Origin of the sequence: Amycolatopsis vancoresmycina (assembly GCF_000716785.1) — a bacterium.
GTDB classification, from domain to species: domain Bacteria; phylum Actinomycetota; class Actinomycetes; order Mycobacteriales; family Pseudonocardiaceae; genus Amycolatopsis; species Amycolatopsis vancoresmycina.
On sequence record NZ_JNYY01000028.1, the window covers coordinates 48,216 to 65,163 of the forward strand.

Below are 16,948 nucleotides of genomic sequence, written 5' to 3' on the forward strand. Positions count from 1 at the left end.
GCTCGGGGCCGCGCTGCTCGCGCTGATCCTGGTGACGCTGCTCTGACCGGGAGGGACCAGGGGGTCCTCCCGGTCAGAGCAGCGGCCGGTCAGGCGCCGGACTCCGGGCGACCGTCGGCGGCCCAGGCCGTGTGGAACGAGCCTTCGCGGTCCACCCGGCGGTAGGTGTGGGCGCCGAAGAAGTCCCGCTGGCCCTGGACCAGGGCGGCCGGGAGGCGGTCCGCGCGGAGGCCGTCGTAGTAGGCCAGCGCCGTCGAGAAGCCCGGCGTGGGGATGCCGAGCTTGACCGCCGTCGAGATCACCGAGCGCCACGAATCCTGCGCGTCCTCGACCGCCTTGCGGAAGCCGCCCGAGGTGAGCAGCGTCGGCAGCTGCGGCTCCTCGGCGTAGGCGGAGGTGATGTCGTTGAGGAACTTCGCGCGGATGATGCAGCCGCCGCGCCAGATCGAGGCGACCTTGCCGAGGTCGATGTCCCAGCCGTACTCCGTCGCGCCGGCCTGGATCTGGTTGAAGCCCTGCGCGTACGCGACCACCTTCGACGCGTACAGCGCCTGCTCGACGTCGTCGGCGAAGCGCTCCAGCGACGAACCCGACAGCGGCGTCGCGGAAGGACCGCCGAGCCCGCGGGCCGCCGCGCGCAGCGGCTTGGACCCGGACAGCGAACGCGCGAAGACGGCTTCGGCGATGCCCGAGATGGGGACACCCAGGTCGAGGCCGATCTGCACGGTCCAGCGGCCGGTGCCCTTCTGCTCGGCGGCGTCCTCGACGACGTCGACGAACGGCTTGCCCGACGCCTTGTCGACGTGCGCGAGCACCTCGGCGGTGATCTCGATCAGGTAGGAGTCGAGCCGCCCGGTGTTCCAGGTGCGGAACACGTCGGCGATCTCGGCGGGGGAGTAGCCGCCCGCGTGGCGCAGCAGGTCGAACGACTCCGCGATCAGCTGCATGTCGGCGTACTCGATGCCGTTGTGCACCATCTTGACGAAGTGGCCGGCGCCGTCCGCGCCGATGTGCGTGCAGCACGGCTCGCCGTCGACCTTCGCCGAGATGTCCTCGAACAGCGGGCCGAGCGACTCGTACGACTCCTTCGAGCCGCCGGGCATGATGCTCGGCCCGTGCAGCGCGCCCTCCTCGCCACCGGAGACGCCGCTGCCGACGAAGTGCAGCCCGCGCTCGCGCAGCGCCTTCTCGCGGCGGCGCGTGTCGGCGAAGTGCGCGTTGCCGGCGTCGATGATGACGTCGCCCTCTTCGAGCAGCGGCGCGAACTCCTCGATGACGGCGTCCGTCGGGCCGCCCGCCTTGACCATGATCACGACCTGCCGCGGCCGCTCCAGCGCGTTGACGAACTCCTGCGCGGAGTAGGCCGGGATGAAGTCGCCCTCGTCGCCGAACTGCTCCACCAGCGCGCGGGTCCGCTCCTCGGACCGGTTGTGCAGGGCCACCGTGTGGCCGTGCCGGGCCAGGTTGCGGGCCAGGTTGCGGCCCATGACCGCCAGGCCGGTGACCCCGATGCTCGCCTTCTTGCTCATCCGCATCCTTCCGAAGTCTCTCTCGATTCAGACACTAGTCCGATCGAGGCCTCATGGAAGGCCACGGAGGAGCAGCTCACCTAGTTCAGGAGAAGCAGCGGATCGGGCCCTTGTTGATCGCGACCATGTCCGTCACCGCCGCCACGAGGTCGATGTCCGCACCCCACTCGGCGCCGTCCAGCTCGGCGTACGCGCGGTGCAGGTTGCCCGGCAGCCGCTCCTGCTCGCTCAACGACTCGAATTCGCCGAGGTCCGTCTCCTTCGCCAGCTCCAGCGGCGACCGCCCGGCGGCCTTCCCGCGCTCGGCCGTCTGCTGGACGAAGGCCAGGTACCGGTCGACGGTGTCCACCACGTCGAGCCCGCACGGCCCGCCGTGCCCGGGCAGGATCACCGCCGGATCCAGCTCCCGGATGATGTCGAGCGCCTGGCGCCAGCCCGCCACCGAGCCCATCAGCGCGAACGGGCTGCCGCCGTGGAACACCAGGTCACCGGCGTAGAGCACGCGCTGCTCGGGCAGCCAGACCAGGACGTCGTTGGTCGTGTGGGCCGCGTGGCCGGGGTGGATCAGCTCGAGGGTGACGTCGCCGGCGTGCACGGTCAGCCGGTCGTCGAAGACGATCTCGGGCGGCCGGGACTCCAGCTCGCCCCAGTCGCTGCCGACGAAGATGCCGTCGAACTTCTGGATGCCCTCGGCGACCATCAGCTCGCGCGTCTTGCGGTGGCCGACCACGGCCGCGCCTTCGACCAGGTAGTTGCCGTTGGTGTGGTCGCCGTGGTGGTGGGTGTTCACCAGGGTCGTCACCGGGCTGCCGGTGGCGCCTTCGACCGCGGCGAGCAGGGCCCGCGTGCGGCGCTCGGTCGAGCACGTGTCGATGAGGACGGTGTGGTCGCCGGCGTCGACGAACCCGCAGTTGTTGATGTACCAGGAGCCGTCCGGCTGGACGTAGCCGTGGACCCGGTCGGCCAGCCGGGTGACGGCGGCGGCGGAAGGGGAGCGATCGGTCACCGGGTCACTATGCCGCAGAGACGGCTCCTCCGGTTGGCCGAATAATTCGGAATTTCACTGGTCCAGGCGAGTGACGCTGCAGGTGACTGGCATTCCGCGGCGTTTCCTGGAACGCTGCGCGATGTCATCATCGAGATCCGCAAGGTGAAGCACTAACCTGGGTGGGTTCGATAGTTCGCGTGCGACGGCGGCCGGTGGCCGCCGTTGCTTGGTAGTGGTCCGGGAGAGCAGGGCGATGGCCAGCACCGTCACCTCGCGCCGGAAGCAGCTCGGGAACGAGCTCCGGCATGCCCGCACCGCGGCGCGGATGACACAGCAGCAGGTCGCCGAGGTCCTCGGCTGCACCCAGGGCAAGGTCAACAAGATCGAGTCCGGTGCCGTCGGGGTGAAGCTCGGGGATGTGCGATCGATGCTGAACGCGTTCGGGATCAACGGCGAAGAGGCCGACACGCTGATGAACCTGGCGCGGGCCGCCGCCGGGCAGCGCGGCCACTGGTCCGGCTACCGCTCGGTGGTGCCGCACTGGTTCCGCACCTTCACCGACCTGGAGCCCGCGGCCGCGGAGATCCTCACCTGGCACGGCGAGCGCATCCCGGGCCCGCTGCAGTCCGAGCACTACATGCTCAAGCAGTTCACCGAGGCCGGCGCGACCGACGTGACGTCGCTGGTGCGCAACCGGCTCGACCGCAAGGCGGTGTTCGAGCAGCAGCAGCAGCCGCCCTACTACCGGTTCATCATCAGCGAAGGCGCGCTGCGCCGGGCCCCGGGCGGGTACGCGCCCGCGGTGATGCTCGACCAGGTCGAGCACCTGCTCTCGCTGGAGAAGCACCCGCGGGTCTACGTGCACGTCCTGCCGTTCGGCGCCCGGCTGGCCGCGGTGCCCAACGACTTCACGATCATGCGGTTCCCGGACCGCACGCGGGACTTCGTCTACATCGAGCACTCAGCCGGCGGGCTCTACCTCGACGACGTCAAGGACTTCAACATCTTCGTCGACTCGTGGGACAGGCTGCGCGGGGCCGCGCTGGAGCGCCAGGAGACCCGGCAGTTCCTCAAGGAGCTCGCGGAGGGTTACCGCGCGCAGATGCAGCAGCTCCAATAGGGCGAATGGCCGTGTGAACTGTCCCAGGCTGTGAACAACTTTCGGTAGAGTCCCCCTGTTGCGCCCGAATCCACCGGAAGTTGCCGCCCGAAGGGGACATCGTGGACCCCGACTTCCTCCCCGAGGCCATCGATCTCGACCGCCCGAACGTGGCGAGGATCTACGACTGGGCGCTCGGCGGCACCGCGAACTGGGCGATCGACCGGCAGTACGGCGAGCAGGCCGTGCAGGCGTTCCCGCTGGCGAAGGTCCTCGCCCGCAGCAACCGCGCCTTCCTCGGCCGGGCCGTGCGCTACTGCCTCGCCGAAGGCATCACGCAGTTCCTCGACCTCGGCTCCGGCATCCCGACGGCCGGCAACGTGCACGAGGTGGCCGACGACTACGCCGACGACAGCCGCTGCGTCTACGTCGACCACGAGCCGGTGGCCGTCGCGCACGGGCGGATGCTGCTCGAAGAGGCCGGCGACCCGGACCGGCACGCCGTGCTGCACGCCGACCTGCGGGACGCCGAAGAGGTCTGGGAAGCCGCGCTGGCGACCGGCGTGCTCGACCCGGACCAGCCGATCTGCCTGCTCACCGTGGCGGTGCTGCACTTCCTGCCGGACGTCACCGGCGTCCGCGAAGCCATCCGCGACTACCGGACGCTGCTGGCGCCCGGATCGGCGTACGTGCTTTCGCACGCGACCGAATCCGGCGTCGACGGCGAAGAGCTGGAGCAGATCCGGCGGCTGGTCAAGCTGTCCGAGCGGTCGAGCTCGCCCGCGGTTTCCCGGTCCCTCGACGAGATCGCCGCGTTCTTCGGTAACTTCGACGTCGTCGAGCCCGGGATCGTGCCTGTGGGAGAGTGGCGCCCGGAGCCCGGCGCCGCCACGGTCCCCCTCGCGAGCGTGGTCGGCGGTGTCGGCCGCAAAGCCTGGAGGACGCAATGACTACGCAGGACCCCGAAGCCCCGGAAGGCGTGGACCTGGACCGGCCGAACGCGGCCCGCATCTACGACTGGTTCCTCGGCGGCGACGCCAACTGGGCCATCGACCGCCAGTTCGGCGAACAGGCCGTCAAGACCTTCCCGATGATCAAGACCGTCGCCCGGGCCGGTCGCGACTTCCTCGGCCGCGGCGTCCGGTACCTGGCGCGCAACGGGATAGACCAGTTCCTCGACCTCGGCTCCGGCGTCCCGACGGTGGGCAACGTGCACGAAGTCGCGACGGCGGTGAACCCGGACGCGCGGTGCGTGTACGTCGACAACGAGCCGGTCGCCGTGGCCCACTCGCAGATCCTGCTGGAGCAGGAGGGCGTCGCGGACCGGCACGCGGTGCTGCAGGGCGACCTGCGCGACCCGGCCGACATCTGGAAGCGCGCGCTCGACACCGGCGTCCTCGACCCGAACCGCCCGATCGGCCTGATCATCGTCGGCGTCCTGTACTTCCTCGGCAAGGACGAGCCGGTGGCCCAGACCATTCAGAAGTACCTGTCGCTGCTGCCGTCCGGCTCGTTCTTCCTGTCCTCGCACCTGACGAGCGACGGGCTGCACGAGATGGCCGACGCGGACAGCCGCGAGCGGATCATGAACCAGTACAACCAGTCGAGCACGCCGCTGCACCTGCGCACCCGAGCCGAGTTCACGTCGTTCTTCGAGGGACTCGAACTCGTCGAGCCGGGCATCGTCTACCTGCCGGAGTGGCACCCCGAGGAAATCGAGTCCAAGGCCACGAAGAAGCTCGCGAACGACCCGTCGTTCGTCGGCCACCTCTGCGGCCTCGGCCGCAAGCCGTGACGGCGGCCGCCTACGACGCGGTCGCCGTCCAGTACGCGGAGTTCGCCCGCGAAGTCTGGGACGTCCACGCGCTGGAACGGGCGGTGTGGGCCGCGTTCGCGGATTCCGTCCGCGGCCGCGGCCCGGTCGCCGACCTCGGCTGCGGGCCCGGCCACCTGACGGCGCACCTGCGTTCCCTCGGGCTCGACAGCTTCGGCGTCGACCTGTCCCCGGCGATGGTCGAGCTCGCCAGGGCCGCGCACCCGGACCTGCGGTTCGAAGTGGGGTCGATGGCGGAACTGGAGCTGCCCGACGCCTCACTGGCCGGGATCCTGTCGTGGTACTCGCTGATCCACACGCCGCCGGCGGAGGTGCCGCGGTACTTCGCCGAATTCGCCCGGATGTTGGCACCCGGCGGTCACGTTCTGTTGGGGTGCTTCGAATCCCGCGGCGGCCCGCTGACGTCGTTCGACCACAAGGTGACGACGGCCTACTGCTGGCCGCTGGACGAACTGGCCGGATTCGGGGCCGCGGCGGGGCTCAGTGAAGTGGGGCGGGTGTACCGCGAACCGGTCGCGGGGGAGCGCCCCCTGCGGCACGCCGGCCTGCTGCTCCGGAAACCGTAGCCCGGCACGGCAAGAGCCCCGGTTCCGCAGGAAACCGGGGCTCTTCAGTGGTGGTACGGCAGTTCGGCGGTCTGTGACACCGGGGGCTTCGCCACCCGGACACCCGAAAAGCTGACTCTCAGACGCGGGTGCCGAGCCGGCCGCGCAGCAGCGGCGTCAGGTCGATCGACGTCTCCAGCGGCCGGGTGGTCCGGACCCCGTCGGAGTGGCGGCGCAGCGGCAGGTCCTGGTCCGCCGCCCACGTCGTCGTCTTGCGCAGCGGTGCCTGGATCAGGCTGAACCCGAAGCGGTTCCGCAGCTCGTTGCCGATGCCCCGGCGGCCACGGTGTGCTTCGTCCTCCCGGCGGAACAGCGAGTTCACCCGGACGGCCATCGTCTACACCCCCAGCTCTCGTCGCGGTGACCGGGCGGGGTCGCCGCCGGTCAGGTGCGCGCGGATCAGCCCGGTCGCGGCGGTGGCGGTGCGTCCGGAGACGTCGGCCCGGTCCTCGACGATCACGCTGATCCTCCCCCATGAGGTCGTGCGGCGGCTTGGTTTATCCGGCCCGGCGCTGGTCACCCCGGCACTTCGACCCGTGCCGGCGACCGCCCGCCGCGAGCAGGCAGTCATTCACCGACGCCGGCGCCCCGGCCGATGCGATTAATCCTACTCCTGGAATAATCTTCATGTCGAGGCCGGAGCTAGTTGATCACCCGCTTGGCCCTGTGGCTTGCGCCATTGAGACACTGAGTAGCCGGGAGCGGGTGCATTTCGACCAGTTCGCGGCCGCGACCCCATCGATCCTCGGAGGTACGACCCATGGCGGATTATCCGTCGTTCGCGGATTACGATCCGAACACGGCCGTGTCTATGTTCGAAGAGGCCGCCTGGGAGAAGTCGTTCGCCAGCGAGCCCAACGGCGGCAGCTGCGTCGAGGTCAACCTCGGCCGGGACGGCGTGATCGGCGTCCGCGACACCAAGCTCGCGACCAGCCCCGTCTTCGTCTTCGACACCGCCGAGTGGGAAGCGTTCCTGATCGCGGTCAAGGCCGGGCAGTTCGACCTGCCGGCCTGAGCCGGTCCGTCCTGCTGTCGCTGGAGAAAAGATGGTGGAGGCCCCCTTCCCGTCCTGTGGTGAAGGAGGCCTCCGCGACGCCCCGAATACGTCCGGGCGCCGAATGTGAGCGGAATCTCACCCGATTGCCGGAAGTTCCCCGCCGCGCAACCGGCTGCGGGTCCGGCGCCACGCCACCACGACGAGCACCACGAGCCCGATCAGCGGCAGCGTGCTGATCGCCCAGCTCACCCCCATCGGCGGCCCCGGCTGGTCCAGCACCGGCAGCGAACGCAGCTCACCGGTGCCGGACCCGGCGGGGCCGTTGACGGTGAAGCGCAGCGTCCAGTCGCCCGGCTGCGGCAGCGACCGGACGTCCAGCCCCCAGACCTCCCGCTTGCGCGGGTGCCGCACGAGCGGCTGGGCCCGCCGCTGCGCGCCGCCGGGGCCGAGCATGGCGAGCGTGCCGGACTTGTCTTCGATCCCGCCGTCGGGGATGAAGGTGAAGTCCAGTGACTGCATGGCTTTCAGCGGCCAGGTGCTGAACCCGACGGTCAGCCCGTACGGCCCGGCCTGCACCCGCTCGGTGTGCACGATGTTCACCGGCTCGTAGGCGTTCGCCGGTGCCGCGGTGGCGAACAGCATCCCGGCCACGGCGGTCAAAGCCAGAAGTGCCTTACGCATCAGCGGTTTCCCCCCTCTTCGCGGGCGCCAGCAGGCAGAGCATCCCGCCGAACCGCCACCCGGCGAAGCCGCCGAGCAGTCCCAGCAGGCCGCTGAGCACCGCGGTCGTCGTCAGGTACCAGACCGGCGGCAGGTGCGCGCCGGTGTAGAGCAGGGTCCGCTGCACCGGCAGGCTCAGGCCGATCAGCAGCCCGGCGAGCCCGCCGGCGACCACGGACACCCGGCCCGCGCGCCACCCCCGGCGTCGTCCGGCGAAGAACACCAGCTCCATCAGCGCGGCCACCGGCAGCAGGGCCAGTGGCGCCAGCGACGGCATCGCCGGCACGCCCGAAACCGCGTCCCGCAGCGGCAGGCCGACCAGGTCGGCGTAGGCCTTCGCCGCCCACGGCGAGAACCACCAGAAGACGCCCTGCACGACCGCGACCATCGCCGCGGTCCCGGCCGCCCCGCCCGGACGGCGGGCGAACCCGGCGCCGACGGAGACCAGCAGCACCGCCATCATCGACGTCCCGATCGCGACGGCGTCGGCGTAGTCGTCCGGCACCTGCTGCAACCCGAGCGCCAGCACCGGCCCGAAGGTGAGCAGCACCGTCAGCGACGCCAGCGTGCCGAGCCGGCCCCAGCGGTGTTCCCGCGCCGCGGCGAACACCGCGGTGGTGCCGATCAGCGACACCGTGATCGCCAGCAGCAGCCCGATGTGCGGTGGCGAGTCGATGACCGCGTCGAAGCCGTAGAGCCCGTGCCACCACTGGTCCCACAGCCCGTACAGCAGGAACGTCGCCGCGCCCACGCCCGACACCAGGTAGCCCAGCGGGGCCGCGAAGGTCCGGCCGAACACGTTGACCACGCGCCCGCCGATCCGCGGGTCGACCGGCCGTCCCGCGCGCCGCGCCGCCGTCGTCAGCAGCACGACGGCGAGGCTCGCCAGCCCGACGACCGCGCTGCCCGCGTACAGGAACAGGTGCGGCAGCGTGAAGAACGTGTCCGGCCCGACGTCGTCGTGCCACTGGATGTCCCAGGTGAGCCCGATCAGCGACAGCAGCGACCCGCCGAGCACGACGTTCGCCGGCAGCAACCCCGTTCGCGCCGGTTTTACCGCGGACGTGGTGCGCACGCCCGATGCGGTGAGATCCATTCCCCCTCCTTCTACTTGACCAACAACGGAAAGACGACTTGGGCCGGCCCGCCGGGGCCGCGCAGGGAAACGGTGATCTCCCACTGCCCGGCCATCGGCAGCCCGACGTCCGCGGCGCGGAAGCGGCCCGGCCCGTCCGGCCCGGCGGGCACCGGCGCCAGCGCGTGCCCCATCTGTGCCATGACCGGCGCGACCGTGACGGCGTCGGGCGCGGGCCCGGTCACCGCCACCGCGAACGTGTTGCCGCCGATCCGGGGCTGGTCCGCGGAGAACTGGACGGTGTACGGGCCTGAAACCGCTTGCTGCGTGGTGGATTTCGTGCCGCCAGCGCCCCAGAGCAGCCAGGCCGCGCCCGCTGCGACGACCAGGGCGACGACGGCGATCAGCAGTGTGGGGCGTTTCATCGTCCGGCTCCGGTGCTCGGGACGTCGACCACGGCGGGAACGGTCAGCACCTGGTAGCCGCGCTCGGCCTGCAGCCAGATCCGGTACCGGCCGGGTTCGGCGAAGGTGTAGGTGAAGCTGACGTCCGGCCCGTACGCGGCGACCGTCTCATCAGGACGGTCGGCCTGGCCGGCGACCGGCGGGATCATGGCGTGGACGTGCGCCCACGTCGGTGCCTTGGCGGCGCCTTCGCCGGCGGGGCCGGTGAACGGCCCGGTGACGATCAGGTGGCCGAGCATCCCGAGCCACGGCTGGAGGTCGCGGGCCGGGAAGTGCGCGGTGATGGTGGACGGCGTGCCGGGGGTGATCGTGAGGTCCACCGGGGTGCCGTCGACCGTCCGCGGCCCGGCGGCGGGCGGCTCGGGGGCGGGCGCGGCGGTCCCCTTGAGGTCCACTGTGGACCGGACGAGCTGGACACCGCCGCCGCGCCGGGCGAGTTCCGCGGCGACCGCGTAGGTGCCGGCCTCCGGATCGGCGAGCCGGACGCGGTAGTCGCCCGGGCCGACCCGCACCGGGTGCAGGTGGCTCATCCGCCCGGACGGCGAGACCAGCACCAGGTGCACGAGGGCGTTGTCGTGGACCAGCAGGTCGTCGGCCGGCCGCCCGGTGGCGCCGTCGGTCAGGCGCAGCTGCAGGCTTTCCGGCCGGGCTTCGACGGCGAGGTTCACCGGCGGCCGCGAGTAGTCCACTGGGGACAGCTGGGCGTTGGCGTACGGGTCGGTGACGTTGTCGAACGTCGGGTCCAGCTGGCTGCCGGGCGCGGGCGGCGGCGGGGTGCTCGCCGACAGCAGCGCACCCGTGACGGCGACGGCGATCGCGGCGACCGCGCCACCCGCCGGGATCAGCGCGAACGCCGTCCGCTTCGCCCGCACGCCGACGATAAGGGCGAGCAGCAGGAACCCGCCGGCGGCGACGAACCCGCCGTAGGTCGCCCTTTCCCACGGCGGCACCACCCGCGCGGGCACGAGGAACGGGATGGTCGCCGCCGGCCCGGCGCCGTCGCTCAGCGACAGCAGCCACGGCCCCGGCTTGTCGACTTGGAGATTTCCCGCGTACATCCCGGGTTCGGCGCCGAGGACGACGTCGGTGCGCGACACCGTGACGCCGTCGGCTGCCACGGCCAGGTGCAGCGTGCCGGGCGCGGTGCCGCGGTGCGTCACGACGTCGACCCGCAGCGGCGACGGCGTCGTGGCGACCCGGCGGATGATCACGGTGAGTTCGCGGGCGCCGAGCGTCTGCGCCACCTGGACGTCACTGCCGGACGGCGCGCCGTCGGCGTGCGCGGTCCCGCTGCCGGCCGCGATCCCCAGGACGGCCAGCAGCATCAGCAGCGCCAGTTTCGGTTGGGTCCCCATGGTGAGCCGAACCTAACCGGCGCAACCGGTGGCGGGCGTCACGGCGCCGAGGGAAACCCGGTCCCCAGTGCGGGGGACCGGTGCCCCCGGGAATCTCAGGGCTGCAGGAACCGCCGCAGGTGGGCGACGGTTTCTTCGGGCTGTTCCTCGGGCAGGAAGTGGCCGCACTCGGCGAGGGCTTCGCCGGTGACGTCGGCCGCGTACTCGCGCCAGATGTCGAGCGTGGGGAGCGTGCCGAGCAGGCCGTTCGCGCCCCAGAGCGCGAGCAGGGGCTGGGTGAGGCGCTTCCCGGCGGCGAAGTCGGCGTCGTCGAGTTCGGCGTCGTCGGGGAAGGAGGCGCGGTAGTCGTCGAAGCCGGCCCGGAGCGCGCCGGGCTGGGAGAAGGCGCGGACGTACTCGGCCTGCGCTTCGGCGTCGAGGGCGTGGCGCTGGTGGGTCCAGCGTTCGAAGAAGTAGCCGAGGTAGGCGGCGATGTTCTGGCCGGCGAGCAGTTCCGGCAGGTCGGGCTGGAGGTGGAAGAGCCAGTGCCAGTACGCCTTCGCAATGCCGGCGTCGAGGCGCTGCCACATGGCGCGGGTGGGTGCGATGTCGAGCACGGCCAGGCGTTCGACCTGGTCTGGGCGGTCGAGGGCCCAGCGGTGGGCGACGCGGCCGCCGCGGTCGTGCCCGGCGACGGCGGTGGTGGCGAACCCGAGGTGGTCGGCGAGCGCGGCGACGTCGGCGGCCATCGTGCGTTTGTCGTAGCCGTCCTTCGGTTTGTCGGTGCGGCCGTACCCGCGCAGGTCGGGGGCGATCACGGTGTGGGTCTCGGCGAGCGGCGCGAGGACCTTGCGCCAGCAGTGCGACGTCTGCGGCCAGCCGTGCAGCAGGAACAGCGGCGGACCGTCGCCGGCGCGGAGGTAGTGCATGCGGAGGCCGTTCACCGTGGCGATATTGTCTAACCGGTTCATAGGGTTAGACGGTAGCGCTGCTTCTAACTGTCTTCAAGGGTTAGAGTGTGGGGCATGGAGTGGGTCTTCGACGGCGGACGGCCGTGCCTCGACCTCGTCAACACGATGCGCAGCAGGCACGAGGCCGGCGTGGAACTGCTGACCGGCCCGCACGCGCTGGCGGAGTGGCTTGCGAGGGCGGGGCTGACGACGGGCCCGGTCCCGGTGACGGCGGGCAACGTGCTGGCGGCGAAGGCGTTGCGGGAGGCGATCGACCGGGTGCTGCTGCCGCCGGAGGAGCCGTCGGAGATGGACGTGGAGCTGGTCAACAACGCGGCGGCCTCGGCACCGGCGCCGCCACCCCGGCTGACCCTGACGAGCGACGGCTACCGTCGCGAGGTCCCGGCCCCGAAGGACCCGGTGGCGGCGGCGTTCGCAGCCCTGGCCGCGGACGCGATCGACCTGGCGACGAGCGACGCGGAGGTCCGCGTGTGCGCGGCGGACGACTGTGGCTTGCGCTTCTGCGACGCGTCACCCCGGCGGAACCGGCAGTGGTGCTCGATGTCCCGGTGCGGGAACCGAGCGAAGGCCCGGGCGCACTACGCCCGCACCGGTCCACAGGCAAGGCGAGATGTGGACAACCCGGTGTAGCACGCGCCCGCCCGCCGGTTTTCGTCATAGCCGGCCGATACGCTGGACCCGGGGGGCGCCCCCGCGGCCCTTCACCCCACCTGCCCCGCTGGGTCGTGAGTGGTAAGGCGAGTTAGAACTCGCCTTACCACTCACGACCCTTGCGTCGAGCCGGGTCCGGTTCCGCCGATCAGCCGCTCGTAAACCTTCGGGTGCGCACGGAACCACACGTTGAGCTTCCCCACCCACCGCATCGGCGCCGTCCGCACCCAAGCCGGGATCAACGCACCCACCACCCGCACGCAAGCCGCGAACCGCGCGAACCGCCGCTGATCCGAAACCGTCCACTGTAGACCAAGCGCGGCTCGCAAAGCAGGCGGCAAAGTCGCCCGGATCAGGAACATCTGCCCCCGCTGCACCGCCCGCCACCAAGAATCCGGCACCCACTCCACCGGCTTGGCCACCGTCCGAAAAGTCTCCAGCAGCGTCTCGATCGTCGGATTCGGCCCGAAACCCGACACCATCGCGTCGTAGTACCGCTCGAACCCCGCCCAATCCGGCGGCAAATCCCGCTCCCGCACCCCGAGTAGCCGCCCGATGCCGCGCATCTGAGCGTAGTACTCCTCAAGATCCACATCGGACAGCGGAACGCCGAAAAACCGTTGCGCGTCAACCGGAGCCTTCACCAGCGTCGCGTGCACCCACGCATACGCCGCCGGATCCAGAGCGCTGTACCGCCGTCCCTCCGCCACCCCCGTGAAGGACCGGTGCAGTGACCGCAACCGCGCCGCCTCCACCTGGGCGCCCGCTGTTCCTCCGTACACGTAGATCGACAGCGATGCCACCGTCCGCAGCAACCGCGTCCAAGGGTCCGATGTGTAGTCGGAATGGTCCCGCACGCCCGCCGCGACCACCGGGTGCGCCACCTGCAGCACCAGTACCTGGCCGGCCAGGAACGCGTCGCGGACGTCGCCGTAGTACCGCCACGCCGCCGTGCCGCGGACGATCGGCGGAGCCATCAAGCGCCGCGGATCAGCATCATCAGGGGCTCGGCCACCGGCGTGTCCGTCTCGCCCGTCGCCAGCCGGCGCAGCTGGAGACCGGCGATCAGCGCCACCACCGGGCCGGCCAGCCGGTGCGGCTCCGGGACGCCCAGCGCCGCCAGGATCGTCACCGCCAGTTCGTCGTACGCCGCGAAGCAGCGCGACGAAGCTTCCTGCAGCTCCGGATCCCGCGCGGACTGCAGGTACAGCTCGTGCGCGCCGAGTTCGTCGGCCCCGAACGGCAGCTGGGCGATCACGTGCTCGACCACCGACGCCGCCTGCTCGACGCTCAGCCCCTCCGACCGGTAGCCGTCGACGATCGCGCCGAGCTTCGCCGTCTCCTCCTCCACGAACAGCAGCATCGCCTCGCGCAGCAACGCCGTCTGGCTCGGAAAGTGGTAGGTCAAGGTGCCGAGGGAGACGCCGGCGGCCGCGACGATCCGGCGGTTCGTCAGCCCGCCCACGCCGTGCTCGCCGACGACGGTCAGCGCGCCGCGCAGGATGGCGTCCCGGGTGCTTACCAGCTTGTCTCGGGATGCCGCTCCGGCCACCGTTCGACCTCTTCCAGTTGCGCGGCGAGCGAAATCAGCCGCTCCTCGGCGTGCGACGGGCCGAGCAACTGGGCCCCGAGCGGGAGCCCGCCGGCCGTGAGCCCGGCCGGGACGTTGACCCCCGGCCAGCCCAGCACGTTCCACGGCCAAGCGTACGGGCAGGCGGCGATCATGGCCTGGTCGGTCTCCCAGCCGGACAGCCCGTCGAACGTGCCGACCGGCGGCGGCGGGGTCGCGGTGGTCGGGGTCAGCAGGACGTCGACGCGGCCGAACACCGAGCCGATCCGCCGGTGCAGGCCCGGCTCGAGGGCGCGCGCCAGCCGCAGCGCCGGCCCGGCCAGCAGGCGGCCGTGGCCGGCGTTGCTGCGGGTCCGCGGGTCCAGGCCGGTCCGGTCGGGCACCCGCAGCGCCCAGTCGCGGACGCCGGTGAGCGAGCGCGGGAGGAACGTCAGCCCGATCAGCCCGTAGTCCGGTTCGACCTCGACGATCTCGTGGCCCAGCCCGGCGAGCGACTCCGCGAGCCGGCGCACGGCAGCTTCGACGACCGGGTCGAGCCGGGTCTTGGTGGCGGTGAACGGGATCCGCGTCGACAGCCCGATCCGCAGCTTCCCCGGCTCGCGCGCGGCGGCCGCGCGGAACAGGCCGGGCGTGCCCGCGGCGGCGTCGAGCAGCAGGGCGGCGTCGCCGACCGTGCGGGCCAGCGGGCCGAGCACGGTCAGGCCGTGGAACAGTTCGCCGCCGGTCGGGATCCGCCCGCGCTGCGTCTTGACGCCGACCAGCCCGGTCCACGCGGCGGGAATGCGCACCGACCCGGCGCCGTCGGACCCGAGCGCGGCCGCGATGACCCCCGACGCCACCGCGGCCGCGCTCCCGCCCGAAGAACCCCCTGGGGTGTGGCCGGGGTGCCACGGGTTGCGCGTCACGCCGAAGGCGGGGCCCTCGGTGAACGGCCACTGGCCCAGCTCGGGGGTGTTCGTCTTACCGATGATCACAGCTCCGGCCTCGCGCAGCAGCGCGACGACGGGCGCATCCGACGTCGCCGGCGGGAATTCGCCGGGACAGCCGAAGGACGTGGGGAGGCCGGTGAGGTCGACGTCGTCCTTGATCGCGATCGGGACGCCGAGCAGCGGCGCGCGGTCCCCGGCCTGCAGGCGCCGGTCCGCGTTCGCCGCTTCGGCGAGGGCGTCGTCGTCGCGCAGGCAGCGGAAGGCGTTGAGCGTGGGCTGGCTCGCGTGGGCGCGCCCCAGCGCGGCCGCGGTCAGCTCGGCGGAGGTGACTTCTCCGCCGGCGAGCTGCGCGGCCTGCGCGGCGAGACCGGTGAAGTCCAGGCTGGCGGCGGTCATGGCACCTCCCGGGGGCTCTCGTTCGTTCGAACGAACGTTACCGGATACCGCCGGTCTTCGGCCACCCTTGCGGCAGACTGGGACGCATGACCTTCGACTTCGCCGGCTTCCCCGACGCCGCACTGGCCGCGATCCCCCGCGTCGACCTCGGTGGCTGGCCGACGCCGCTGCACGCGGCCCCGCGGCTCGGCGAAGCACTGGGCCTGCGGAACCTCTGGCTCAAGCGCGACGACGTGCACCCGCTCGGCGCCGGCGGCAACAAGCTCCGCAAGCTGGAGTACCACCTCGGCGCCGCGCAGGTGGCCGGCGCGGACACCGTGATCACCTTCGGCGCGCTCCAGACCAACCACGGCCGGCAGACCGCCGCGGCGTGCGCGAAGCTCGGCCTGCGCTGCGAACTCGTGCTCACCGCCAAGGTCCCGCGTGACGGCGAGGCGTACGAACGCGGCGGCAACCTGCCCCTCGACCGGCTCTTCGGCGCGACCGTCCACATCTGCGCCGACGGCGAGGAGACCGGCCGCACCTACGACCGTCTCGTCGCCGAAGCGCGGGAAGACGGCCGGAAGGTCTTCACCATCCCGGTCGGCGGCTCCAACGACCTCGGCGCGCTCGGCTACGTCCGCGCCACGCACGAACTCGCGAAGCAGCTGGAAGAACGCGGTATCGAGCGCGCGCACCTGGTCGTCCCGCACGCCAGCGGCGGCACCGCGGCCGGGGTGGTTCTGGCCACCGCCCTGCTGAAAAACCTCGGCGTCGGCATCGCCTGCGTCAGCCACCCGCTCGACGAGGCCACGGAGAACCTCCACGACCTCGTCGGCGGCGCGGCCAAGCTCCTCGGCGTCGAGCCGCCGCCCTTCACGCACGCGCGGCTGGGCGACTCCACGCTCGGCCCCGGTTACGGCATCCCGACCGACGCCGTCTGGGACGCCCTACGGCTCTTCGGGCGCACCGAAGGCGTGGTGCTCGATCCGGTCTACACCGGCAAGGTGGCCGCCGCGCTGGTCGAGTGGGCCGGCCACTTCGCCCCGGACGACCACGTGGTGTTCGTGCACACCGGCGGCATGCCCGGCCTGTACGGCTACGCGCCCGAATTCGCGGCGGCCGTCGAACGCTGACTCCAGCCGGGTCGCCAGCCACAGCAACGTTCCCAGCAGCACGACGTCGGCGAGCAGCAGCAGCCGCTGCATGACGCCGATCGGGAAGGCGTCCGAGATCACGCGGAACGGCTCGATGCCGGCTTCGCTCAGCCGCACGAACAGGAAACTCAGGGCGAACAGGGCGAACGCCCCCGCGGACAGCCGGATCGCCTTGACCAGCGCGGCGCGCTCCGGCCGGCCCCGCAACGGCTCCAGCAGCGAGATCGCCGCGCCGGGCAGGCTGCAGAAGGCGACCAGGCACGCGTAGAGGTGGATTTCGCCGCTCACCGGGTCCGGCGCCTCGGGGTAGCTCGCCGGGAAGATCGCGGCCGCGGCCAGCCCGAGCGCCCACAACGCGAGCAGCACCCGGGTCGTGCGTGACAGCGGCACCCCGGCCACCTGCAGCGCGCCGAGCACCGCGAGCGACCCGATGGCCAGCGACAGCACGCTCGCCCCGAGCATCCCCTCGCCGCGGTCGGTCACCGTGTAGCTCGACAGCGTGTCGTAGACCGGGTTGCGCGAGCTGACGATGTGCAGCACCACGGCCGTGAAGAGGCCCCACCCGATCGCGCCCAGCGCGACGAGCCGCCACGGTCTGGTGCGTTTCCCCTGTTCCGTCCCCATGCCGTCCAGGTTCCCGTCCCGGCGGC

General features: G+C 71.9%; 19 protein-coding genes and 1 pseudogene. 7 read left to right on the forward strand and 13 right to left on the reverse strand.

What is annotated here, in order from left to right:
• Positions 1 to 89 precede the first annotated feature (89 nt).
• The gene (gndA, locus tag OO60_RS40335) at positions 90 to 1,529 is read right to left on the reverse strand and encodes an NADP-dependent phosphogluconate dehydrogenase (protein WP_003097410.1); all 1,440 of its coding nucleotides are present in this window, start codon (positions 1,527 to 1,529) and stop codon (positions 90 to 92) included.
• Positions 1,530 to 1,614: 85 nt separating this feature from the next.
• The gene (locus OO60_RS40340) at positions 1,615 to 2,535 is read right to left on the reverse strand and encodes an MBL fold metallo-hydrolase (RefSeq protein WP_003097412.1); all 921 of its coding nucleotides are present in this window, start codon (positions 2,533 to 2,535) and stop codon (positions 1,615 to 1,617) included.
• A gap of 235 nt (positions 2,536 to 2,770) precedes the next feature.
• Here OO60_RS40340 and OO60_RS40345 point away from each other — a divergent pair, with 235 nt between their 5' ends.
• From OO60_RS40345 to OO60_RS40360, 4 genes are all read left to right on the forward strand, one after another.
• Positions 2,771 to 3,637 (forward strand): helix-turn-helix domain-containing protein, encoded by an 867-nt coding sequence (locus tag OO60_RS40345; RefSeq protein WP_003097415.1) that lies wholly within the window; start codon positions 2,771 to 2,773, stop codon positions 3,635 to 3,637.
• A gap of 101 nt (positions 3,638 to 3,738) precedes the next feature.
• Entirely contained in the window at positions 3,739 to 4,566 is an 828-nt protein-coding gene (locus OO60_RS40350; RefSeq protein WP_003097417.1) for an SAM-dependent methyltransferase, read from the forward strand.
• Complete coding sequence (locus OO60_RS40355) at positions 4,563 to 5,411, forward strand: SAM-dependent methyltransferase (protein WP_003097419.1); 849 nt, start codon at positions 4,563 to 4,565, stop codon at positions 5,409 to 5,411. The genes OO60_RS40350 and OO60_RS40355 overlap by 4 nt, the downstream gene beginning before the upstream one ends.
• Entirely contained in the window at positions 5,408 to 6,016 is a 609-nt protein-coding gene (locus tag OO60_RS40360) for a class I SAM-dependent DNA methyltransferase (RefSeq protein ID WP_003097421.1), read from the forward strand. The genes OO60_RS40355 and OO60_RS40360 overlap by 4 nt, the downstream gene beginning before the upstream one ends.
• 118 nt (positions 6,017 to 6,134) lie before the next feature.
• Here the strand turns inward: OO60_RS40360 and OO60_RS40365 are convergent, their stop codons facing one another.
• Complete coding sequence (locus tag OO60_RS40365; protein ID WP_003097424.1) at positions 6,135 to 6,389, reverse strand: hypothetical protein; 255 nt, start codon at positions 6,387 to 6,389, stop codon at positions 6,135 to 6,137.
• 3 nt (positions 6,390 to 6,392) lie between these two features.
• Entirely contained in the window at positions 6,393 to 6,515 is a 123-nt protein-coding gene (locus OO60_RS48295) for a hypothetical protein (RefSeq protein ID WP_276204606.1), read from the reverse strand.
• A 300-nt stretch (positions 6,516 to 6,815) separates the two neighbouring features.
• Here OO60_RS48295 and OO60_RS40370 point away from each other — a divergent pair, with 300 nt between their 5' ends.
• Positions 6,816 to 7,070: a DUF397 domain-containing protein gene (locus OO60_RS40370; RefSeq protein WP_003097427.1), complete on the forward strand. Its 255-nt coding sequence runs from the start codon at positions 6,816 to 6,818 to the stop codon at positions 7,068 to 7,070.
• Positions 7,071 to 7,187: 117 nt separating this feature from the next.
• Here OO60_RS40370 and OO60_RS40375 read toward each other — a convergent pair whose 3' ends face one another.
• The 5 genes from OO60_RS40375 to OO60_RS40395 all read right to left on the reverse strand — a co-directional run bounded on the left by OO60_RS40375 (position 7,188) and on the right by OO60_RS40395 (position 11,616).
• Positions 7,188 to 7,733 (reverse strand): hypothetical protein, encoded by a 546-nt coding sequence (locus tag OO60_RS40375; protein ID WP_033263350.1) that lies wholly within the window; start codon positions 7,731 to 7,733, stop codon positions 7,188 to 7,190.
• The gene (locus OO60_RS40380; RefSeq protein WP_003097430.1) at positions 7,726 to 8,868 is read right to left on the reverse strand and encodes a hypothetical protein; all 1,143 of its coding nucleotides are present in this window, start codon (positions 8,866 to 8,868) and stop codon (positions 7,726 to 7,728) included. Before OO60_RS40380 ends, OO60_RS40375 begins: the two co-directional genes overlap by 8 nt.
• Before the next feature lie 11 nt (positions 8,869 to 8,879).
• Complete coding sequence (locus tag OO60_RS40385; RefSeq protein WP_003097432.1) at positions 8,880 to 9,272, reverse strand: FixH family protein; 393 nt, start codon at positions 9,270 to 9,272, stop codon at positions 8,880 to 8,882.
• On the reverse strand, positions 9,269 to 10,666 hold the full coding sequence (locus OO60_RS40390) for a hypothetical protein (protein ID WP_003097434.1): 1,398 nt from the start codon (positions 10,664 to 10,666) through the stop codon (positions 9,269 to 9,271). The genes OO60_RS40385 and OO60_RS40390 overlap by 4 nt, the downstream gene beginning before the upstream one ends.
• Before the next feature lie 95 nt (positions 10,667 to 10,761).
• Positions 10,762 to 11,616: an alpha/beta fold hydrolase gene (locus OO60_RS40395; RefSeq protein WP_033263351.1), complete on the reverse strand. Its 855-nt coding sequence runs from the start codon at positions 11,614 to 11,616 to the stop codon at positions 10,762 to 10,764.
• 54 nt (positions 11,617 to 11,670) lie between these two features.
• Here OO60_RS40395 and OO60_RS40400 point away from each other — a divergent pair, with 54 nt between their 5' ends.
• Positions 11,671 to 12,246 carry a CGNR zinc finger domain-containing protein gene (locus tag OO60_RS40400; protein WP_003097438.1) on the forward strand — a complete coding sequence of 192 codons (576 nt, stop codon included), beginning with the start codon at positions 11,671 to 11,673 and terminating at the stop codon, positions 12,244 to 12,246.
• Between the two features lie 131 nt (positions 12,247 to 12,377).
• Here OO60_RS40400 and OO60_RS40405 read toward each other — a convergent pair whose 3' ends face one another.
• From OO60_RS40405 to OO60_RS40415, 3 genes are read right to left on the reverse strand one after another with little or no spacing between them, the layout of a single operon-like run.
• A complete protein-coding gene (locus OO60_RS40405; RefSeq protein ID WP_003097440.1) occupies positions 12,378 to 13,244 on the reverse strand; it encodes an oxygenase MpaB family protein in 867 nt (288 codons plus the stop codon).
• Positions 13,244 to 13,819, reverse strand: coding sequence for a TetR/AcrR family transcriptional regulator (locus tag OO60_RS40410; protein ID WP_003097441.1), 576 nt, complete (start codon positions 13,817 to 13,819; stop codon positions 13,244 to 13,246). Before OO60_RS40410 ends, OO60_RS40405 begins: the two co-directional genes overlap by 1 nt.
• A complete protein-coding gene (locus tag OO60_RS40415) occupies positions 13,786 to 15,162 on the reverse strand; it encodes an amidase (RefSeq protein WP_033263352.1) in 1,377 nt (458 codons plus the stop codon). The genes OO60_RS40410 and OO60_RS40415 overlap by 34 nt, the downstream gene beginning before the upstream one ends.
• 86 nt (positions 15,163 to 15,248) lie before the next feature.
• Between OO60_RS40415 and OO60_RS40420 the strand changes: the two genes are divergently transcribed.
• Positions 15,249 to 16,277, forward strand: a complete 1,029-nt coding sequence (locus OO60_RS40420) for a D-cysteine desulfhydrase family protein (protein ID WP_033263353.1) — start codon at positions 15,249 to 15,251, stop codon at positions 16,275 to 16,277.
• Positions 16,278 to 16,355: 78 nt separating this feature from the next.
• On the opposite strand, the pseudogene OO60_RS46150 reads toward OO60_RS40420, so the two are convergent.
• Positions 16,356 to 16,922, reverse strand: a pseudogene (locus OO60_RS46150) (DUF998 domain-containing protein); the annotation flags it as partial.
• Positions 16,923 to 16,948: the final 26 nt, after the last annotated feature.

Bases quoted from the DNA above. Each gene is read 5' to 3' on its own strand.
- OO60_RS40370 (WP_003097427.1), top strand. From the start codon at position 6,816: ATGGCGGATTATCCGTCGTTCGCGGATTACGATCCGAACACGGCCGTG.
- OO60_RS40375 (WP_033263350.1), bottom strand. From the start codon at position 7,733: ATGCGTAAGGCACTTCTGGCTTTGACCGCCGTGGCCGGGATGCTGTTC.
- OO60_RS40390 (WP_003097434.1), bottom strand. From the start codon at position 10,666: ATGGGGACCCAACCGAAACTGGCGCTGCTGATGCTGCTGGCCGTCCTG.
- OO60_RS40385 (WP_003097432.1), bottom strand. From the start codon at position 9,272: ATGAAACGCCCCACACTGCTGATCGCCGTCGTCGCCCTGGTCGTCGCA.
- OO60_RS40365 (WP_003097424.1), bottom strand. From the start codon at position 6,389: ATGGCCGTCCGGGTGAACTCGCTGTTCCGCCGGGAGGACGAAGCACAC.
- OO60_RS40415 (WP_033263352.1), bottom strand. From the start codon at position 15,162: ATGACCGCCGCCAGCCTGGACTTCACCGGTCTCGCCGCGCAGGCCGCG.
- OO60_RS40380 (WP_003097430.1), bottom strand. From the start codon at position 8,868: ATGGATCTCACCGCATCGGGCGTGCGCACCACGTCCGCGGTAAAACCG.
- gndA (WP_003097410.1), bottom strand. From the start codon at position 1,529: ATGAGCAAGAAGGCGAGCATCGGGGTCACCGGCCTGGCGGTCATGGGC.
- OO60_RS40345 (WP_003097415.1), top strand. From the start codon at position 2,771: ATGGCCAGCACCGTCACCTCGCGCCGGAAGCAGCTCGGGAACGAGCTC.
- OO60_RS40420 (WP_033263353.1), top strand. From the start codon at position 15,249: ATGACCTTCGACTTCGCCGGCTTCCCCGACGCCGCACTGGCCGCGATC.
- OO60_RS40395 (WP_033263351.1), bottom strand. From the start codon at position 11,616: ATGAACCGGTTAGACAATATCGCCACGGTGAACGGCCTCCGCATGCAC.
- OO60_RS40405 (WP_003097440.1), bottom strand. From the start codon at position 13,244: ATGGCTCCGCCGATCGTCCGCGGCACGGCGGCGTGGCGGTACTACGGC.
- OO60_RS40400 (WP_003097438.1), top strand. From the start codon at position 11,671: ATGGAGTGGGTCTTCGACGGCGGACGGCCGTGCCTCGACCTCGTCAAC.
- OO60_RS40355 (WP_003097419.1), top strand. From the start codon at position 4,563: ATGACTACGCAGGACCCCGAAGCCCCGGAAGGCGTGGACCTGGACCGG.